18 protein-coding genes are annotated in these 17,852 nt (G+C 69.9%); 5 read left to right on the forward strand and 13 right to left on the reverse strand.

Going from position 1 to position 17,852, the window contains the following annotated elements; all coding sequences use genetic code 11:
- Positions 1-83: 83 nt before the first annotated feature.
- From ACFFQA_RS22330 to ACFFQA_RS22345, 4 genes are all read right to left on the reverse strand, one after another.
- Entirely contained in the window at positions 84-263 is a 180-nt protein-coding gene (locus ACFFQA_RS22330) for a hypothetical protein (protein ID WP_377855392.1), read from the reverse strand.
- Positions 264-300: 37 nt separating this feature from the next.
- Positions 301-2,373 (reverse strand): PhoX family protein, encoded by a 2,073-nt coding sequence (locus ACFFQA_RS22335; RefSeq protein WP_377855953.1) that lies wholly within the window; start codon positions 2,371-2,373, stop codon positions 301-303.
- A 138-nt stretch (positions 2,374-2,511) separates the two neighbouring features.
- A complete protein-coding gene (locus tag ACFFQA_RS22340) occupies positions 2,512-3,726 on the reverse strand; it encodes an MFS transporter (RefSeq protein WP_377855395.1) in 1,215 nt (404 codons plus the stop codon).
- A gap of 2 nt (positions 3,727-3,728) precedes the next feature.
- On the reverse strand, positions 3,729-4,172 hold the full coding sequence (locus ACFFQA_RS22345) for a MarR family winged helix-turn-helix transcriptional regulator (RefSeq protein WP_377855397.1): 444 nt from the start codon (positions 4,170-4,172) through the stop codon (positions 3,729-3,731).
- A gap of 272 nt (positions 4,173-4,444) precedes the next feature.
- On the opposite strand from ACFFQA_RS22345, the gene ACFFQA_RS22350 reads away from it, so the two are divergent.
- Entirely contained in the window at positions 4,445-4,918 is a 474-nt protein-coding gene (locus tag ACFFQA_RS22350) for an SgcJ/EcaC family oxidoreductase (RefSeq protein WP_377855400.1), read from the forward strand.
- Here ACFFQA_RS22350 and ACFFQA_RS22355 read toward each other — a convergent pair.
- On the reverse strand, positions 4,884-7,676 hold the full coding sequence (locus ACFFQA_RS22355) for an FAD-binding and (Fe-S)-binding domain-containing protein (RefSeq protein WP_377855956.1): 2,793 nt from the start codon (positions 7,674-7,676) through the stop codon (positions 4,884-4,886). The genes ACFFQA_RS22350 and ACFFQA_RS22355 overlap by 35 nt on opposite strands.
- A 57-nt stretch (positions 7,677-7,733) precedes the next feature.
- Between ACFFQA_RS22355 and ACFFQA_RS22360 the strand changes: the two genes are divergently transcribed.
- The gene (locus ACFFQA_RS22360) at positions 7,734-8,480 is read left to right on the forward strand and encodes an SDR family NAD(P)-dependent oxidoreductase (protein ID WP_377855403.1); all 747 of its coding nucleotides are present in this window, start codon (positions 7,734-7,736) and stop codon (positions 8,478-8,480) included.
- On the opposite strand, the gene ACFFQA_RS22365 is transcribed toward ACFFQA_RS22360, so the two are convergent.
- From ACFFQA_RS22365 to ACFFQA_RS22375, 3 genes are read right to left on the reverse strand one after another with little or no spacing between them, the layout of a single operon-like run.
- Positions 8,460-8,927, reverse strand: a complete 468-nt coding sequence (locus ACFFQA_RS22365; protein WP_377855406.1) for a hypothetical protein — start codon at positions 8,925-8,927, stop codon at positions 8,460-8,462. The two genes, ACFFQA_RS22360 and ACFFQA_RS22365, sit on opposite strands and share 21 nt — an antisense overlap.
- Positions 8,924-10,213, reverse strand: a complete 1,290-nt coding sequence (locus ACFFQA_RS22370) for a hemolysin family protein (protein ID WP_377855409.1) — start codon at positions 10,211-10,213, stop codon at positions 8,924-8,926. Before ACFFQA_RS22370 ends, ACFFQA_RS22365 begins: the two co-directional genes overlap by 4 nt.
- Positions 10,214-10,222: 9 nt before the next feature.
- Entirely contained in the window at positions 10,223-10,903 is a 681-nt protein-coding gene (locus ACFFQA_RS22375) for an AAA family ATPase (RefSeq protein WP_377855412.1), read from the reverse strand.
- Between the two features lie 100 nt (positions 10,904-11,003).
- On the opposite strand from ACFFQA_RS22375, the gene ACFFQA_RS22380 reads away from it, so the two are divergent.
- Positions 11,004-11,756 (forward strand): DNA-processing protein DprA, encoded by a 753-nt coding sequence (locus ACFFQA_RS22380; protein WP_377855415.1) that lies wholly within the window; start codon positions 11,004-11,006, stop codon positions 11,754-11,756.
- A gap of 13 nt (positions 11,757-11,769) precedes the next feature.
- Here ACFFQA_RS22380 and ACFFQA_RS22385 read toward each other — a convergent pair whose 3' ends face one another.
- From ACFFQA_RS22385 to ACFFQA_RS22395, 3 genes are read right to left on the reverse strand one after another with little or no spacing between them, the layout of a single operon-like run.
- The gene (locus tag ACFFQA_RS22385) at positions 11,770-13,032 is read right to left on the reverse strand and encodes an RNA polymerase sigma factor (protein ID WP_377855417.1); all 1,263 of its coding nucleotides are present in this window, start codon (positions 13,030-13,032) and stop codon (positions 11,770-11,772) included.
- Positions 13,029-13,400, reverse strand: a complete 372-nt coding sequence (locus ACFFQA_RS22390; protein ID WP_377855419.1) for a YciI family protein — start codon at positions 13,398-13,400, stop codon at positions 13,029-13,031. The genes ACFFQA_RS22385 and ACFFQA_RS22390 overlap by 4 nt, the downstream gene beginning before the upstream one ends.
- A gap of 45 nt (positions 13,401-13,445) precedes the next feature.
- Entirely contained in the window at positions 13,446-14,096 is a 651-nt protein-coding gene (locus ACFFQA_RS22395; protein ID WP_377855422.1) for a DUF998 domain-containing protein, read from the reverse strand.
- A gap of 172 nt (positions 14,097-14,268) precedes the next feature.
- Between ACFFQA_RS22395 and ACFFQA_RS22400 the strand changes: the two genes are divergently transcribed.
- Positions 14,269-14,694 carry a hypothetical protein gene (locus ACFFQA_RS22400; RefSeq protein ID WP_377855425.1) on the forward strand — a complete coding sequence of 142 codons (426 nt, stop codon included), beginning with the start codon at positions 14,269-14,271 and terminating at the stop codon, positions 14,692-14,694.
- A 297-nt stretch (positions 14,695-14,991) separates the two neighbouring features.
- On the opposite strand, the gene ACFFQA_RS22405 is transcribed toward ACFFQA_RS22400, so the two are convergent.
- Both ACFFQA_RS22405 and ACFFQA_RS22410 read right to left on the reverse strand, forming a co-directional pair.
- A complete protein-coding gene (locus ACFFQA_RS22405; RefSeq protein WP_377855428.1) occupies positions 14,992-16,119 on the reverse strand; it encodes an HNH endonuclease signature motif containing protein in 1,128 nt (375 codons plus the stop codon).
- A 52-nt stretch (positions 16,120-16,171) separates the two neighbouring features.
- Positions 16,172-17,065 (reverse strand): LysR family transcriptional regulator, encoded by an 894-nt coding sequence (locus ACFFQA_RS22410; RefSeq protein WP_377855431.1) that lies wholly within the window; start codon positions 17,063-17,065, stop codon positions 16,172-16,174.
- Positions 17,066-17,163: 98 nt separating this feature from the next.
- On the opposite strand from ACFFQA_RS22410, the gene ACFFQA_RS22415 reads away from it, so the two are divergent.
- A complete protein-coding gene (locus ACFFQA_RS22415) occupies positions 17,164-17,838 on the forward strand; it encodes a type 1 glutamine amidotransferase domain-containing protein (protein ID WP_377855433.1) in 675 nt (224 codons plus the stop codon).
- Positions 17,839-17,852: the final 14 nt, after the last annotated feature.

Raw genomic sequence — 17,852 nt, forward strand, 5'->3', positions numbered from 1 at the left:
GGGAGTGGTGCCGCCTCGGGGTACCGGGGCGACTTGCGGGACGGGCGCTCTGGACCGGCTGCGCCGCACGGGCGCGGGCCAGGTCATGGAAGACGTGCGGGCTGTCGGAGGCGGTGGCTGTCGACCAGCTCCTCCAACAGCCGCGCCGCCTCCATCGGATCGACGCTCGCCGTCGCGGCGGCCTCCTCGTTTCGCGCGCGGTCGGCGCCGACGATGCCGGAGAACATCGCCTTTTCGCCCCATGTGGACAGAAGAAGGGGCACCCTCCACAGTGGAGGGTGCCCCTGCTGGTTCTCCTGGTCAGCGGCCGATGCGGCCACCGTCCTTCTTGAACACCGCGACCACCGACGGGCGCGGCTGGCTGGTGCCGCCGTCCGGCCAGTGCGACGCGGGCTTCTCGACGTTGGCGCCGTCGAGCTCGCCAGGGTGCTGGACCGAGACCATCACGAACCGCTCCTTGATGATCGGGCCGCAGCACTCGGCACCGCGTGGAACGGTGAGGAACTGCTTGACGTGGCCGCGCTCCCGGCCTTCCAGCGGCAGCGCGAACAGGCCGTCGTTCTTCTTCGCGGCGTTGCCGTCCGTGGACACCCAGAGGTTGCCGTACGGGTCGAAGGCGACGTTGTCCGGGCAGGAGATGGGGCTGACCTTGGACTTGTCGAAGCCGCCGTAGTAGGTGTCGGCGGCCTTGGGATCACCGCAGACCAGCAGCAGGTTCCAGGAGAAGCGCGTGGAGGTGTTGTCCTTGCGGTCCTCCTCGATCTCCAGCACCTGGCCGTTCTTGTTGCTGTGCCTCGGGTTGACCTCGGTGGCGCCTTCCTTGCCAGCCGGGCCGCGCTCGCTGTTGTTGGTCAGCGCGGCGTAGATGCGGCCGGTCTTCAGGCTGGGCTCGACGTCCTCGGGGCGGTCCATCTTGGTGGCGCCGACCTTGTCGGCGGCGAGCCGCGCGAAGACGTAGACCTCTTCGGCGGTCATCCCCGGAACGAAGGACTTGTCGTTGTGCGCCAACGGGATCCACTCGCCGCGTCCGTCGAACTTGCCGTCCTTCGGCAGCGTGCCGGAGCCGTCGATCTCCGAGGCCGGGCTGTTGCCGGTGAACTTCGCGGCGTAGAGCGTCCCGGTGTCCAGCAGCGTCTTGTTGTGCGCGCGGGCCCGCTTGCTGTTGCCCTTCTTGAACTTCCCGTCCGAGACGAACTTGTACATGTACTCGAAGCGCTCGTCGTCGCCCATGTACGCGACGACCCGGCCGTCGCGGTTGACGATGACGTTGGCGCCCTCGTGCTTGAAGCGGCCGAGCGCGGTGCGCTTGATCGGCGGCTGGTCCGGCTCGAACGGGTCGATCTCCACGATCCAGCCGAACCGGTTGGGCTCGTTGACCTCCTTGGCGAGGTCGAACCGCGGGTCGAAGCGCTCCCACTTGCGGGTGGTGACCTTGCTGGTCACGCCGTAGCGCTTGAGCTGCTCCTGCGTCTTCGGGTCGGTGACCTTGTCGGCGTTGCCGAAGTAGCCGTGGATGTTCTCCTCACCGGAGAGGATGGTCCCCCACGGGGTGAGGCCGCCGGAGCAGTTGTTCATGGTGCCGAAGACCTTGCGCCCGGTCGGGTCGCTCGGCGTCTTGAGGTACTTCGAGCCCGCGGCCGGGCCGCGCACCTCGAACGCCGTGGTCATGGTGATCCGGCGGTTGTACTTCGGGTCGAGCTTGGTCTCCAGCCGGTTGGTGCGGCGGTCGCGCTCCACCAGCACCACGGAGTGCCCGTGCGCCTCCCAGGCGGTTCTGGTCTGCAGCTCGGTGGGGTTGTTGGGGTCCCAGCCCCGGAACATGTACTGCTCGCTGGTGTACTCGTGGCTGCTGACCATGAACCAGCGGTCGGTCTCGCCGGGGATCGGCACCAGGGCGCAGTAGTCGTTGTTGAAGCCCCACTGCTTGGCCTGGGCCTCGGGGGTCTGCTTGTCGATGTCCCACTTGGGCGCGCCGGGGATCACCGGGTCGCCCCAGCGAATGACCACCTGCTGCTCGTAGCCCTCGGGAACGACGACGGCGTCCAGCTCGTTCGGCTGGACCGGCGTGAAGTCCAGGCCCGCGACGCGGCGGCCCAGCTCGATCTCCAGGTCCGCGTCCGCGTGCACGTCGATGTCCAGCGGCACGCCGGGGGTCGCGGCCGCGGTGCCCGCCAGCGCGGCGGTGCCGGCCGTGGTCAGCGCGAGCGCCGCACCGGCCTTCATCGCGCCGCGGCGGGTGAGGGCCTTGCGCGCGACATCGGCGAAGTACTCGTTCTCGGAGACGTTGGACGCCTCGTGTGCGCACTGGTTGTTGCAGCGGTACTCGCAGGTCACCGCTGCCCGGCTGCCCTGGTGGGTGAGCAGCGGGAGCATTCGCCGGCCATCGCGTTCTACCGACACGCGGACCTCCATCTCGTCAGCTGGGGAACGCGGTGACGTTAAGCCGGATGAGCGTTCGGCAAAAGGCTTGTGAGTGAACTTTTCGCCAACTGGCCGTAAGTGGTCGGATTGTTACAACTCCTCACCGACCAGGATCGCCGCAGCTGGGACGTGGTGCGGGTCGTCCAGGCCGCGGGTGCCGAGCCCGAGCGCCACCGCCGCGAGCACGCACAGCACCGCCCCGACCAGGAAGGGCGCGTGCACCCAACCGGACCACTCCGCGATGTGTCCGACCAGGGTCGCCGCGGCGGCTCCGCCCAGCCAGCGGAGGAAGTTGTACCCGGCACTGGCCACCGGGCGCGGCGCCGGGCTGATGCTCATCGCGGTGCCGGTGAACAGCGTGTTGAGCAGGCCGGACGCGACGCCGCTGAGCACGACGGCGATCACCAGCAGGGTCTTGTCGTCGACGAGCATCGCGGCCAGCAGCACCGCGTAGGCCAGGACCGCGACCACGGTGGCCCGCCGCTCGCCGAGCAGCTCGGCGAGCTTCGGCGCGAGGAAGACACCGGACACGGCGACGCTGAGGCCCCAGGCGAAGAAGACGAGACCGATGCCGAGCGCGCTGAACTCCAGGACGAACGGCGACCACGCCAGCACGGTGAAGAACCCCGCGGTGTAGAGCGCCGAACCGATCGAGGTGATCAGCAGTCCACGGTGCTTCAGCGCGCGCAGCGGGTCGAACAGCCGGACCTTGGCGCGTGGCGCCGAGGCGTCCGAGGGGAGCTGGGTCGCGGAGAGGACCAGCGCGATGCCCATCAGCACCGCCGTTCCCGCGAACGGCCCGCGCCAGGACAGCCCGCCGAGCGCCGCGCCGAGCAACGGGCCGGTGGACAGGCCCAGGCCGAGCGCCGCCTCGTAGAGCAGGATGGCGCCCTGCTGGCCACCGGACGCCGCGCCGACGATCACCGACAGCGCGGTGGCGATGAAGAACGCGTTGCCGAGCCCCCAGACCGCGCGCAACGCCACGAGCTCGGTGATCGTGCTCGCCAGGGCGCAGGCGAGGGTGGCGAGCACGATGAGGGACAGTCCGCCGACGAGGGTCCGCTTGGCGCCGAAGCGCGCGGCGGCAGCGCCGGTGAGCAGCATCGCCAGCACCTGGACGCCGAGGTAGGAGGAGAACAGCAGCGTCACCTGGGACGGTGTCGCGTCCAGCTCCTTGGCGATGGACAGCAGGATCGGGTCGACGAGGCCGATCCCCATGAAGGCGATCACCGCCGCGAAGGCCGTGACCCACACCGCCTTCGGCTGCTCGCGCAGGGTTTCGGACAGGCTCGCTGTCCCGCTCATCGCTACTCCTTCGGTTGTGTCGCTCGCGGTTCGACCAGCAGCCGGTGCAGCGCGGGCAGCGCGGCCGAGATCGCGGCGCGGTCCGCATCGCTGAGCGCGGCCAGCCGGGAGGCCAGGAACGCCTCGCGTGCGCTGACCAGCTCGTCCATCAGCCGCTGGCCGTTCGGGGTGATGTGCACCAGCACGGCGCGGCCGTCATCGGGGTCGCGCTCGCGCTCCACCAGCCCCATCCGCTCCAGCCGGGCGACCAGCTCGGTCATCGACGGCATCCGCACGCCTTCGCGCTCGGCGAGCGTGCTCATCCGGTGCGGGCGGTGGGACAGCATCGTGAGCACCGACCCCTGCGTCAGCGTCAGCTGGTGCTGCGGGGTGTGCCTGCGCACGACGTAGTAGAGCCGGAACACCAGCGGGCGCAGTGCGCGGGCCAGGTCTGCCAGTCCAGTCACTTAGGGATCCTAACAAAAATATATTAGGCACCCTAAGTAACTTGAGTCACGTCTGACTCGTCCGTTTGGAACCCTTTGTGGGGCTTCTAGGTCACGATTCCATGATCATTACTGAGGGTTATAGAGCCGTGTCATCAAGGTTTTGGCGAGGGCTTCTTCGCCTGCCGGGAAGAGGCGGACAGTAAGCGCTAGCTGCTCCTTTAGAGTGAAAGGCACTTACTGTGCGTATTGGACAATTCGGACGCTTCCGTCTCGCCGCTGGTGCGCTTGCTTTGGCCACTACCGCCGTTGTCGCCGGTTCCGGCGCGAGTGCGTTCTCAAGCCCTTCCGCCACCTCCGAAGCCGGTTCCGCCACCGCCGAGGCGCGGTTACTGCCCACCGCTCGGGAGATCCGTGCGCAGTTCGACAGCTGGAACCACGACCTGGTCTCCGGTGACGTGAACAAGGTCGTGCACCACTACGCCCACGACGCGGTACTGCTGCCCACGCTGTCCAACGAGGTGCGCACCACCCGTGACGGCATCAAGGACTACTTCACCGAGTTCATGGCGAAGAAGCCGACCGGAGCGATCCTGCACTCCTACGTCAACGTCCAGAGCGACCACTCCGCCGTCGACGCGGGCACCTACCGCTTCACCTTCGGCGACGGAACCCACACCGACGCGCGCTACACCTTCGTCTACGAGAAGCGCCACGGCCAGTGGGTGATCATCAACCACCACTCCTCGAAGATGCCCCAGGGCTGAGCCGGTCCTTGAGCGCGCGGCGGAGCACCAGTGCGAGGTGCTCCGCTCGCCGCGAGGTCCCCTGCGCCACCTGGGTCCGGCACGAGAACCCGTCCGCGATGATCGCCGTGCCGGCGGCTGCGGCGCGGGTCTTCGGGTAGAGCTCGCGCTCAGCGCACTGCTGCGCGACCTCCCAGTGGCCCGGCTCGAAGCCGAAGTTGCCCGCCAGGCCGCAACATCCGGCGCTCACCCGGTCCACGTCGACGCCGAGCCGCCGCAACAGCGACAGCTCCGGCCCGTAGCCCGCACCCGACTCCTGGTGGCAGTGCACCTGCACGACCGCGGCCGCGTCCAACCGCTCGAACGGCCACGGCCCTTCATGCGCCGCGACCAGCTCGCCGAAAGTACGGACCTGCGAGCGGAGCGCCTTCGCGGCCGGATCGCCGGGCAGAAGCTCGGTCACGTCCTCGCGCAGGACCTGAGTGCAGGACGGTTCAAGCCCGACCACGATGTGACCCGCCCGCAACTGGGACCCCAAGCTGCGCAAGGACTTCCGCAGCACACGCCGCGCGGTGCCGAGCTGGCCGGTAGAGTGCCACGTCAGTCCGCAGCAGACTGGGCCGTCGGGTAGCTCGACGCGGTAGCCAAGCGCCTCAAGGACCTCCACCGCCGCGCGTCCCGCCGACGGGTCGAGCAGGTTGGTGAACGTGTCCGGCCACAACACCACGGTTCCCACGCTGCCGGGGACGGGCGTGCGACCACGCATCCAGGCCCGCAATGTCTTGTGGGGGAAGCGAATCATCTTACGCCGGGGTTCAAGACCAGCCAGTCGCAACATCGTCGGGCCCATGCGCGCGCCCACCGCGTTGAGCAGCCACGGCGCGACAGTGGCCAGCCGAGCCCACAACGGCAGCCACCCAACGGCGTAGTGCGCACGCGGGCGGACCCGGCCCTTGTAGTGGTTGTGCAGGAACTCCGCCTTGTACGTGGCCATGTCGACGTTCACCGGACACGAGGTCTTGCACGCCTTGCAGGACAAGCACAGGTCAAGCGCGTCGCGGACGGCTTCCGAGCGCCAGCCCTCGGTGATGAACTCGCCGCGCAGCATCTCCGAGAGCACTCGGGAACGTCCGCGCGTCGAGTGCACCTCGTCGCCGGTGACCTGGAACGACGGGCACATCGTGCCGCTGGGCTGGCGGCAGCTGCCCACGCCGAGGCAGCGGCGGACCGCGCCCGCGAACGAGCCGCCGTCGTGGCTGAGCGCGTGCACCGGCGTCAGCTCCAGCCGGTTGTGGCCGGGACCGGGGCGGATGTCGGCGTCCAACGGTTTCGGGTCGACCAGCAGCCCGGGGTTGAGCGCGCCCGCCGGGTCGAAGACGCCCTTGAACCCGGCGAAGGCGTCGAGCACCCGCTTCGAGTACATCCTCGGCAGCAGCTCGGAGCGCGCCCGCCCGTCGCCGTGCTCACCGGAGAACGAACCACCGTGTGCCGCAACGAGATCGGCCGCGCTCTCGATGAACTCGCGGTACTCGCCGATGCCTCGGGAGCTGGTCAGGTCCCAGTCCACCCGCAGGTGCAGACAGCCCTCACCGAAGTGGCCGTAGGCGATGCCGCGACGGCCCATCGAGGCCATCAGCCCGTGCAGCTCGCGCAGGTAACCGGACAGGCGCTCCGGCGGCACCGCGGAGTCCTCCCAGCCGGGCCACGCCTCGCCGCCGTCGGCCATCCGCGTCGCCAGGCCTGCGCCGTCGCGGCGGATCTTCCACAGCGCGGCGGTCTCGGCGGCGTCGGTCACGACCAGGCCGCCGAGCTCGCGCGCCCGCGCGAGGGCCTCTTCGGTGGTGTCGCCGGGAACCTCGCAGTACACCCACGCCTGCCCCGGCGGGAGCAGGTCGGCCGCCGCGGACGAGCCGGGGCGAGCGCGGAGGGCGTCGATGAGCTGGGCGTCCATTCCCTCGGCGGTCAGCACGCCCGTGCCGGCGAACTCCGGTGCCGCCTCGGCGGCCTGGTAGACGTCGTCAAACCCGCGCACCAGAAGGACTTTCGCCTTCGGGAGCCGGGCGAGCCGCACGGTCGCGCCCAGCACCAGCCCGCAGGTCCCCTCGGAGCCGACGAGCGCGCGGGCGACGTGGAAGCCGTTCTCCGGCAACAGGGACGCGAGCCCGTAGCCGGAGACCTGGCGGGAGAACCGGCCCAGCTCGGTCCGGAAGTCGGCGAGGTTGTCCGCGGTGAGCGCGCGCAACCGCTCGTCCAGCACGGGATCACCGCTGGTGCCCGCTCGGGCCGTGATCGTCCTGCCGTCGGCGAGCAGCACGTCGAGGTCGACCACGTTGTCGGCGGTGGTGCCCCAGGCGACCGAGTGCGGCCCGCACGCGTTGTTGCCGATCATCCCGCCGAGCGTGCAGCGGGACAGCGTCGACGGGTCGGGGCCGAAGGTGAGGCCGTGCTGCGCGGCCGCTCCGAGCAGCTTGCTCAGCACCAGACCGGGCTCCACCACGGCGGTCCGAGCGTCCGGGTCGATCGTCCGTAACCGGTTCATGTGGCGGGAGAAGTCAATCACCAACCCCTCGCCGACGGAGTTCCCGGCAATGGAGGTCCCGCCGCCGCGGCAGGTGACGGGCACGCCGTGCTCGACCGCGACCCTGACCGCTCGGATGACCTCGTCGCGGTTCCTCGGCTCGACGATCGCCGCAGGTACGGTGCGGTAGATCGACGCGTCGGAGCTGTACGCGGCCCGCGTGGCCGAGTCCAGGCGTGCCGCGTGAGGAAGTTCGGACACCAAGTGCCGCGCGAAGTCCCGTTGCCCACTCACGTTCGCATTGTGCAGTCTGGTCGCGTGAATGATCGGTTGGCAGTTGTGACGGGCGCGGCACAGGGCATCGGACAGCGGACGGCGCGTGTGCTCTCCGCCGCCGGCTACACCGTGGTGTCGTTCGACCTCAAGGAATCCCCCGACCCCGACGTGTTCTCCGTCGTCGGCGACATGTCCAGCGACGCCGACATCCAGCGGCTCACCGACACCGTGATGGAGCGGTTCGGCCGGGTCGACGTGCTGGTCAACAACGCCGGGATCTCCTTCATCGTCCCCGCGGAGGAGACCGAGCCCGCACAGTGGCGGCGCGTCATGGACATCAACCTCACCGGGCCGTTCGTGCTCTGCCAGGCGATCGGCAGGCACATGCTGGCCGCCGGGTCCGGCTCGATCGTCAACATCGCCTCGGTCGCCGGGCTTCAGGGCGTCGCCGACCGGGCCGCGTACAACGCCTCCAAGCACGGCCTGATCGGGCTGACCAGGACGCTGGCCGTGGAGTGGGGTGGGCGCGGCGTCCGGGTCAACGCGGTCTGCCCTGGCTGGGTGAAGACCGACATGGACGTCACCGCCCAGGACGCCGGGCTCTACGGCGACTCCGACATCACCGACCACGTCCCGGTCGGCCGGTTCGCCGTGCCCGAGGACATCGCCCAGGCAGTGCTGTTCCTCGCCGAGCCCACCAGCGCGTTCGTCAACGGCGTCGCGCTGCCCGTCGACGGCGGGTGGACCGCCGACGGGTCGTGGCAGTCGCTACGCCTGAGTAAGCGCTGAGCTCCGCTCCGGGCAGTCGCTCGCGGTCCAGCTCGCCGAGAGGTCCCTGGCGATCACCGCGAGCGAGCCCGCCTGGTGGCCGATCTCGTGGCTGAGCCCGTGGGCGTGTGGCAGCACCTCGTCCAGCAGCAGCGGTCCGTACCGGCTCCACTCCGGCGACTCCAGCATGAAGCCGGAGACCCCGTAGTAGCGCAGCAGCAGGTTCTCCACGTGCTGCCCGCAGCGGTGCCGGAAGCGCAGCTCCAGGGTCACCTCGGTCTCGGTGCTGTCGAAGTCCACCCGGCTCAGCACGAGGTCCTTCACGCAGCGCGGGCCGTTGAGGTCGTAGTGCCCCTGCGCCTCGGCGAACGCGCGCGCTCCGGGCGGCAGCGCCGGGGCGATCCGGGGGAGCTGGGCGAGATAGCCGGACGGGTCGATGCCCTCACCGCTCGCGATCACGAACCTCATGAACCCGCTGCCTCCCGCTTCCGTCGCGGCCGCAGCCGCACTCCGGTGATCGCATGGTGCTCCGTCGCCGTGACCTCCGCCGACCACTCGGCGAAGTCCACCCGGTCGCCCGGTCTCTCCGGGATCCTGCCGAGCTTGGTGAGCAGCATCCCGGCGATGGTGGTGTAGTCCCCGTCCGGCGCGTCGGCGATGAGCACGCCCAGGTCGGACAGGTCGTGCACGGGGAACGTTCCGGGCAGGACGAGCGTTCCGTCGTCCTCCGCGCGCACCGCCATGATGTCCCGGTCGGCCTCGTCGTAGATCTCGCCGACGATCTCCTCCAGCAGGTCCTCCAGCGTCACGATGCCGTCCACCGCGCCGTGCTCGTCGACGACGATGGCGAACTGCTGGCGGTCGGCCTTGAACCGGCGCAGCGCGTCGGAGACCCGCACCGAGTCGGGGAAGACCGTCGCGGGGCGCACCACGTCGGCGGCGGTCCCGGTGTCGGCGAGCAGCTCGCGCAGGTGCACGATGCCGATCACGTCGTCGAGGTCGTTCCCGCGCACCACCGGCGCGCGGGAGTGGCCGGAGGCGGCCAGCGCGACACGGGCATCGGGCACCGGCGTGTCGGCCTCGATGGTGAACACCGCCCGGCGCGGCCGGAGCACGTGCCGCAGCAGCCGCTCGTGGATCTCCAGCCCACCGATGATGATCATCCGCTGCTCGGGGTTCAGGCCGCGGTGACCGGCGACGAGCTCGCGCAGCTCGTCCGGGCTCAGCTGCTCCTGGTCCGCCTTGGGGTTGCCGCCGAGCAGCCGCACGACCAGGTCGGTCGACCGGCCGAGCAGCCACACCACGGGCCGGGAGATCGTCGACAGCAGGTCGAGCGGCCGTGCGACGAGCAGGGCCCAGCGCTCGGCGTACTGCATCGCCAGCTTCTTCGGCGCCAGCTCGCCGACGACCAGCGTGAAGTACGTCAGCACCAACGTGACCAGCGCGATCGCCACGGACTCCGCGGCGGCGCCGAAGAACGACAGCGCGGGGACGAGCGGCCGGGCCAGCGAGACCGCGGCGGTCGCGGACGCCAGCGCACCGGCCAGGTTGATGCCGATCTGGATGGTGGCGAGGAACCGCGTGGGGTCCTTGGCAAGGCGAACCAGGGGCAGCGCGCCCTTGCCGCCGCGTCGTTCGAGCTGCCGCAGCTGCCCCTCACGCAGCGAGATGAGCGCGATCTCGCTGCCCGCGAAGATCGCGTTCACCAGCATCAGCACCAGGATCAGGGCGATGGTGAACCAATAGCCGTCCATTGTGGACTGTTAGAGCCCTTCTCCGTTCCGCGTCCAGCGCAGGATCGCCGGACTGCCGGGGTCGGTGTTGTCGATGACGATGTCGGCGGCCTCCTTCGGCCGTGCGCTGTTCCAGTACAGCTCGTGCGCGGGCCGGTAGCGCACCGCGTAGCGCTCTCGGACCCGTTCCGCCGAACCGAAGAGCTCGGTGTCGCGGTCGACGGCGCGGCGCATCTGCTCCTCCTCGCCGACCTCCACGAAGATCCGCACGTCCCAGGCGTCCCGCAGCTCCTCGCGCAGCAGGAACACGCCGTCGACCACCACGATCGCGTCGGTGGCCGCGGTGGCGGCCGGGTCCTCGCGCCTGGAGTTCGTCAGGTGGTCCCAGGTCGCCGTCCGGTAGCGCCGATCCCCTTGCGGCCCAAGCGGTTCGAGCACCTCGCGGCGCAGCGCACCGTGGTCGAAGGCGTCCAGGAAGTAGCCCTCGGCCGACAGCGGCCCCCGCCGCAGCCGCTCCTCGGTGGGGCGGTGGAAGTCGTCACCGGAGATCCGCACGGCGCGCGGGCCCAGGGCCTCGGCGATCTCGTCGGCCAGCGTCGTCTTGCCCGCCGCGTCGGGGCCGTCGACGGCGACGCGCACCGGTCTCGCGAGGTCGATTCGGGTCAGCCATTCGACGAGGTGGCCGACCACCTCCGGCCGTGATGAGCTCATGGTCCTCAGCCTGCCAGACGCCCCCGTCGAGGCCAGGCGGCAGTGATCGGAGTCGGGCGGCACTTGACGCATTCGAACACCTGTTCGATATGCTGTGGTGATGGTGGACAGGCTGGAGCAGGCCGCCTTCCTGCTCGCCCTGCGGGGCGGCGGGCGGCTGGAGGCGGTCGAGAAGGAGATCGCCGCGTGGCAGCGCGAGGGCATCGGCCTGGTCACCCTGCGCGATCCGGACTACCCGGCCTGGTTGCGGTCGGTTCCGCAGCCACCGCCGTTCCTGACCTACCGGGGCGTGCTGGCGTCGCGGGACGTCCGGTCGGTGGCCGTGGTCGGCAGCCGTCGGCCCAGCAGGCGGGGGCTGGCGCGGGCAAGGGACGTCGCTTCGGTGCTGGCCGAGGCGGGGTGGACCGTGGTGAGCGGTCTCGGTGCGGGGACCGACGCCGCCGTGCACCGCGGGGTGCTGGCCGCCGGGGCGCGGACGGTCGCCGTGGTCGGAACCGGTCTGCGGCACTGTTACCCCTTCGAGAACTCCTTGCTGGAAGCGGAGATCGCTCGGAACGGGGCCGTGGTGTCGCAGTTCCTCCCCGACACTCCGCCCGCGCGGCACCGGCTCCGTCAGCGCTGCGCGTTGATGAGCCGGTGTGCCGGTGTGGTGGTCGTGGACGCTGAGGAGTACTGCGAGGCCCGCGTTCTCGCCGAGTCGGCGGTGGAGAGCGGGCGGCCTGTCTTCTTCGCCCAGGACGTGCTCGCCGTGGAGTGGGCCGCTCGGATGGCGTCCCTGCCAGGGGTGACCGTGTTGTCCGGGCCACGGCACGTGGTTACTTCCTTGGACGTTCCCGCGTTGGCCGCAGCCTAGGCCGACGCCGGAGTCAGCCGAGGTTCTGGGCCCGGTCCAGCAGGTACCTCTGTTCGACCTGGTTGTCCGTCAACGTAGCTGCCTCGCGGTACAGCTGTGCCGCAGCGGTGGTGTTGCCGGTGAGCTGGAGGAGGTGTGCGCGGACGGCGCGTTCTCGTTGCCGGGTGAGTGGGTCCTGGTCGAGGTGGTGGCGTTGGTTGAGGTCGTCGAGCAGTGCCAGGGCCCGAGTGGGTCCGTAGGCTTGGGCGACTGCCACGACGCGGCTGAGACGGACCGGCCCGGTCGGGCTGAGCCGTTCGAGCCACAGGTACAGCGCGGCGATTTGTGGCCAGTCCGTCTGTTCGGGTGACGGGGCGGCGGCGTGCACGGCCGCGATCGCTGCCTGCAGCTGGTACGGGCCGGTCTCGCGCCGGTTCCAGACGCTGTCGATGAGTTCGGTGCCCTCGCGGATCAGGTCGGGGTTCCACTGTGTCCGGTCCTGTTCCTCCAGCGGCACCAGTTCGCCGTCGCCACCGGTGCGGGCGGAGCGTCGGGATTCGGTGAGCAGCATCAGCGCGAGCAGGCCGGCCACTTCCGGGGTCGTCTTGTCGTCGTCGGGCAGGGTGTCGCGGAGCATGCGGGTGAGTCGGATCGCTTCGCGAGTCAGGTCGATGCGGGTGAGTGCGGTGCCGGCGGTGGCCGTGTAGCCCTCGTTGAAGATCAGGTAGAGCACCTGTGTCACGGCGGTGAGCCGGCTGTCCCGGTCGGTGTCGGTGGGTGGGGTGAATCGGGCGCCGGCCCGGGCCAGTTGTTGTTTGGCGCGGCTGATCCGGGTGCCCATGGTGTTCTCGGTCGTGCCGTAGGCGTGGGCGATCTCGGCGGTGGTGAGGCCGCCAACCGCACGCAGGGTGAGAGCCACCTGAGAGGTGGTTGGCAGCGCGGGGTGGCAGCAGAGCAGCAGCACCGTGAGGCTGTCGTCGGTCGCCGGTGGCGGGCTCGCCTGGCGGGTGGGTTCGTGCATGGCCAGTTCGGCCATGCCGACTTCCCGCTCGCGCCTGCGGCGGGCCTGGTCGGAGCGGAGCAGATCGACCATGCGCCGGTAGCCGATGCGGATCAACCAGCTGCGCGGGTTCTCCGGCACGCCGTGTGCCTGCCATGCCCGGCTCGCGGCGAGCAGCGCTTCCTGCACCGCGTCCTCGGCGATGTCGAAATGACCGAAACGCCGCACCAGCGCGCCGAGCACCTGCGGCGCCTCGGTGCGCAGCAGGTGGTCGACCTCCCCGGCGGAGTGGGTCATGTGCCGAAGTCGTCGCCCATGATCGGGCGGATCTCGATCGGCTCCCCCAGCACCTCGACGATCCGCGAGACGATCTCCATGGCACGTTCGTGGTCGGCGACGTCGATCACGGCGAAGCTGGCCAGGACCTCTTTGAGCTCGGCGAACGGTCCGTCGGTCGCCACAACGCCGTCGGGGGTCTTGCGGACCGTGGTGCTGACCGCCGGGTGGCCGAGGCCCTCGCTGCTGACGAACTCGCCAGTCTCGCGCAGTTCCTGCTCGAACTTCTGGTACGCGGCGAACGCCGCCATGGCCTCCTCGGACGGGGTGCCGGCGGTCGCGGCGTCCCACGCGGCGGCCGGCGTGTAGCTGAGCAGCAGGTACTTCACGACGAGGTTCCTCTTTCCGATCGTGTCGGCAACAGCATGTCGAGGTCAGGCGGCACGGCGCAGAGCCACCGCGAGGGCGGTCGTCCAAGCGAACGCGACCAGGCCGTTCACCGCGATCTGGATGCTCATGTGTTCGGGCGATACGGGCAACAGCAGCACAAGCGCGGCGGCGCCGTTCAGCACGGCCAGCCCCACCTGCCGGCGGCGGGCGTACCGGACAGTCAGCACGATGGCGGCAACGGCCAGTGCGGTGAAGGCGACGGCGGCCGAGGCCGAGTGCACGACGCTGTGCCAGGACATCCGGGCGACCGGCCCGTCAGGCGTGCCCACCGGAAAGCCGTTCTCCGGATCCATGGTGAACAGGCCCGCGGAGACCAGCCCGGCGCCGAAGATCCCGATGAAGATCGGCAGCGCCCGCCGGCCGATCCCCTCGACAAGGGTGCGCTTGATGCCCGCCGCCAACGCCACACCACCCAGGCCCGCCAGCACGAACGTCGCGATCTGAATCCAGCCAAGACCGCCGGTGGCCAGCTGGCTGATCGGGTGCCGGGTGATGTCGAATCCCTCCCGAGTGAGCATCTGGACAGTGGCCGAGCCGTAGAACACCGGCCCGGCGAACGCACCCGCGAGCAGCAGGCGACCCGGCCAGCGACGGGCGGCAGGGGTGGCGGCGGTGGGTGCGGCGACGGTGGTCATGACTTCCTCCTGCTGAGCGCTGGGTGGGTTCTCGCCGCTACCTCGTGGCCGATCGCTGGATCTCGACACGCTCCCAACGTGACCTGAGTCACGAACAGCGGGTGTCGAGATGTGCGTGCCGCCTCCGAGGTAGCGGCGAACACCCACCCAGCACTCCACCGAGGAGGACAAGATGACTGACCCCATCCAGCCGAGCGAGGAACTGAAGGCTCTGGACCGCCTGGTCGGCACCTGGACCGTGACCGGCGGCGCCGAGGGAACCGTGCGGTACGAGTGGATGCCCGGCCAGTTCTTCCTGCTCCAGCACGTCGACCTCGCCCAGCACGGCCAATCCGTCACCGGCCTTGAGGTGATCGGCAACCTCCGCCCGTTCGGCGAACCCACCGGCGCGGACGTGGTCTCCCGGTTCTACGACTCCACCGGCAACACCCTCGACTACGTCTACGAACTCACCGGCGACACACTCACCATCTGGGGAGGAGCCAAAGGCAGCCCCGCCTACTACCAGGGCACGTTCAACGCCGACGGCACCACCGTCACCGGCGAATGGGTCTACCCCGGTGGAGGCGGCTACCCCTCCACCATGACCCGCATCTGACGTCGACGCGCAAACACTGGCTTGGAACGGCCGGAGGGTGTGCGGCGGTCCCCTCATGGATGCCACCGCTCTCCGGCCGTTTCATCTCGCACCCCGCCCGGGAGTATGCCTTCGAACCCGGTCTGCCGCCGCGTCTTCTTCAACTGTGCGGCTGGGGTATCACGGGTGGTGCTGCCGCCCCGACTTCGTCGGGTTGCCCTCGGATAATTCTTCCGGACTCAGGCGCGGATTTCCTTGGGCGCCGACCCCGGCTAGCCCGCTCACCTAATACGGTGGCGGGCTAGCCGGGGCCGGGTTTTAAAACGGGGGAGCGGGATCCGCTATCGGTTCCGGTTCCCGGACATACGTGCGTCCCATCGGGGTGGTCCAGATATGGATACCGCCGGGGAGCTGGGTTCGTTTCCACCGAGTGTGATGTTTCATTACGTGATGTCGTCGGCATTTCGCGCCGAGGTCATCCGCGATGGTGTTGGTGCCGTCGAACGGTTCGCAATGATCCAGATCGCAGCGGTGCGCCGGTTGGCGGCAGCCGATGGCCACACACGTGACATCCCGCGCTCGGACCAGGTCGGCGAGGGCGGCTGAGGGGCGGTAGTTCGTGCGCCCCACGTCCACCGCTACCCCGGTCACCGGGTCGGTGAGGATCCGCTTCCACGTGCCTCCGGCGGCGATGTCGCGGGCCACGTCTGCGGGGATCGGCCCGTACCCGGCGAGCATCCCGGGCTCTTGGTCCATCCCCATCAACGTGGTCGCGGGGAGGGTGACCAGGACCTTGACCTCCCCCTGGGGTGCACCGGTCTCCTTACCCATCAGCAGGTCAAACGCGACATCGGCGCGGCGTTGGTCCATGGTGCGCTCATCATCGCCGAGACCTCGGGCGATGCGGTCGATGCGGTCCCAGACCAGGGCGCCCTGGAGGGCGGTGAACTGGAACCGCAGCGCACACATCGCGTCGTCGAGATTCAGCTTCTCCACCCGCCGGGTGCGCTTCTTCTCCTCATGCCGCCGGGCTGCCGCTTCCGGGTCGAGCTTGGCGATCAACCGTTGGGCGTGCTGCCGGATCCGGCTGTAGTGGTGGGTGCGGGCGTACTCGATCAGCACCGCTTCCACGATCTCGGCCTGCACGGCGGTCAGCGGCTCCAGCTGGTCCACGATCAGCAGGGCTTTGCCTTGGTCGATCCGGCCCTCCTCCAGGGCGGCGAGGACGGCGGGGCGGGAGGCGAGGTTCTCGGCGTGGTTGATCAGCGTGCTGGCCTTGCGCGAGGAAATCGACAACAGAGCGCCGACCTCGTCACCGAGGTAGGGGTATTCGGCGAAATCCGTGCTGACCACCAATTCGGCGAGACGGCGTGCCAGGACCGCGTGCGCGTGATTCACCGCGCGGTAGGCATCCTCGATTGCGTCGAGGGTCTCGTCGGGGGTCATAATTCAATAGTACTTCGCTCGCTCGTCGAGATCGGTGCTCTATCGGGTTAATTTACGAGCTACTACATTTGCGGCGGTGGCAAGAAATTGGCAACCAGTTCTTCGCGGCGGCGATAATCGTCTCGGTTACCGTGCGAATGTGCGGCAGCTGCGCCTGGTCGGCTCGGGTGGCCAGGTAGAACGTGTTGATCGGTGGTTCCGTCGGCTCGTGCAGCAGTACCAGCTCTCCGGATTCCAGTTCCTTGGCGCACAGGTACCTCGGCAGGACCGCGATCCCGGCTCCCGCCAGCACCGAGGACAGCACCGCCCGCAGGTCCGGCACCACGACCGCCGCCGTGTGCGGGGGCGGGCCGCCGAAGACCGACCGCCAGTAGCGCCTGGTCAGCGGCAGCTCCTCGGCGTAGGCCAGCATCGGGGCCGTGGCGAGGTCGGGGAACTCCGCACCCGCCGCCGCGACCAGCACGAACTCCTCGTCCGCCAGCGGCGTCGCGACCAGGCCCCTGCGGCGCGGGCGCACCGAGGAGAGCACCAGGTCGAAGCGGCCCTCCGCCAGGTCCTCCAGCAGGTCGTCGGCCAGGCCGAGGCCCACCCGCAGGCGCAGGCCGCGGCGGACCAGCTGGGCCAGCGCGGGCAGGGCCAGCAGGGACATCGCCTCCGCGGGGCCGCCGAAGCGGATCGTCCTGGCGAACTCCTCCTTGGTCAGCTCCAGCTCCACCCCGGCCAGGGCGTCCAGGTGCGGGCCGACCCGCCTGGCCAGCTCGTCGGCGAACGCGGTGGGGGCGACGCCGCGCGCCAGCCTGCGGAAGAGCTGCCTGCCGAGGCGGTTCTCCAGCGCGCGGATCTGCACGCTCACCGCGGGCTGGGTCAGGCCGAGCACCGTTGCCGCCGAGGTCAGCGAGCCGGCGCGGTAGACCGCGACGAAGCTGCGCAGCTGTCCCAGATCCATAAATCTCATTATGGCTGGACCTGCTCAGTTCTCTTGGTGGGCGATGGGTTGTCCGACCTAGCCTCGGGGCGAACCCCTTGCAGAGGAAGGCAATCGACATGGCTCGCCCCCACAAGGTGCTGATCGCGCTGACCAGCCACGACACCCTCGGCGACACCGGCAAGCCGACCGGTTACTACGTGCAGGAGGCCGCGCACCCGTGGCAGGTCTTCCGGGCCGCCGGGTTCGAGGTCGACTACGTGTCCGTGCGGGGCGGCAAGCCGACCGAGTCCGGCTTCGACCCCGACGACGCGGTCCAGCGCGAGTTCCTGGACAGCGAGCGCGAGCGGCTCGCCGGGACCCCGACCGCCGCGCAGGTCGACGCCGCCGACTACGACGCGATCTTCTACGCCGGTGGGCACGGGACCATGTGGGACTTCCCAGGCGACAAGGACCTCGCCGCACTGGGCAGGGACATCTACGAGAACGGCGGCGTGGTCGCCGCCGTGTGCCACGGTCCCGCCGCGCTGGTGGGGCTGCGGCTCTCCGACGGCACGCCGCTGGTGGCGGGCAGGGAGATCACCGGTTTCACCAACGACGAGGAAGCGGCGGTCGAGGCGACCGAGATCGTGCCGTTCCTGTTGCAGACCGAGCTGGAGAAGCTGGGCGCGCGCTACCGCGTCGCGCCGAACTTCGCCGAGAACGTGGTCCGCGACGGCCGCCTCGTCACCGGCCAGAATCCGGCGTCGGCGACAGGGACCGCGCACGGCGTGCTCGCCGCCCTCGCCGACTGACCGGGGGAAAGCCA

It is taken from the genome of Allokutzneria oryzae (assembly GCF_042429765.1).
Classification (GTDB): Bacteria; Actinomycetota; Actinomycetes; order Mycobacteriales; family Pseudonocardiaceae; genus Allokutzneria; species Allokutzneria oryzae.

Bases quoted from the DNA above. Each gene is read 5' to 3' on its own strand.
- ACFFQA_RS22335 (WP_377855953.1), bottom strand. From the start codon at position 2,373: ATGCTCCCGCTGCTCACCCACCAGGGCAGCCGGGCAGCGGTGACCTGC.
- ACFFQA_RS22340 (WP_377855395.1), bottom strand. From the start codon at position 3,726: ATGAGCGGGACAGCGAGCCTGTCCGAAACCCTGCGCGAGCAGCCGAAG.
- ACFFQA_RS22365 (WP_377855406.1), bottom strand. From the start codon at position 8,927: ATGAGGTTCGTGATCGCGAGCGGTGAGGGCATCGACCCGTCCGGCTAT.
- ACFFQA_RS22370 (WP_377855409.1), bottom strand. From the start codon at position 10,213: ATGGACGGCTATTGGTTCACCATCGCCCTGATCCTGGTGCTGATGCTG.
- ACFFQA_RS22375 (WP_377855412.1), bottom strand. From the start codon at position 10,903: ATGAGCTCATCACGGCCGGAGGTGGTCGGCCACCTCGTCGAATGGCTG.
- ACFFQA_RS22380 (WP_377855415.1), top strand. From the start codon at position 11,004: ATGGTGGACAGGCTGGAGCAGGCCGCCTTCCTGCTCGCCCTGCGGGGC.
- ACFFQA_RS22385 (WP_377855417.1), bottom strand. From the start codon at position 13,032: ATGACCCACTCCGCCGGGGAGGTCGACCACCTGCTGCGCACCGAGGCG.
- ACFFQA_RS22395 (WP_377855422.1), bottom strand. From the start codon at position 14,096: ATGACCACCGTCGCCGCACCCACCGCCGCCACCCCTGCCGCCCGTCGC.
- ACFFQA_RS22400 (WP_377855425.1), top strand. From the start codon at position 14,269: ATGACTGACCCCATCCAGCCGAGCGAGGAACTGAAGGCTCTGGACCGC.
- ACFFQA_RS22405 (WP_377855428.1), bottom strand. From the start codon at position 16,119: ATGACCCCCGACGAGACCCTCGACGCAATCGAGGATGCCTACCGCGCG.
- ACFFQA_RS22410 (WP_377855431.1), bottom strand. From the start codon at position 17,065: ATGGATCTGGGACAGCTGCGCAGCTTCGTCGCGGTCTACCGCGCCGGC.
- ACFFQA_RS22415 (WP_377855433.1), top strand. From the start codon at position 17,164: ATGGCTCGCCCCCACAAGGTGCTGATCGCGCTGACCAGCCACGACACC.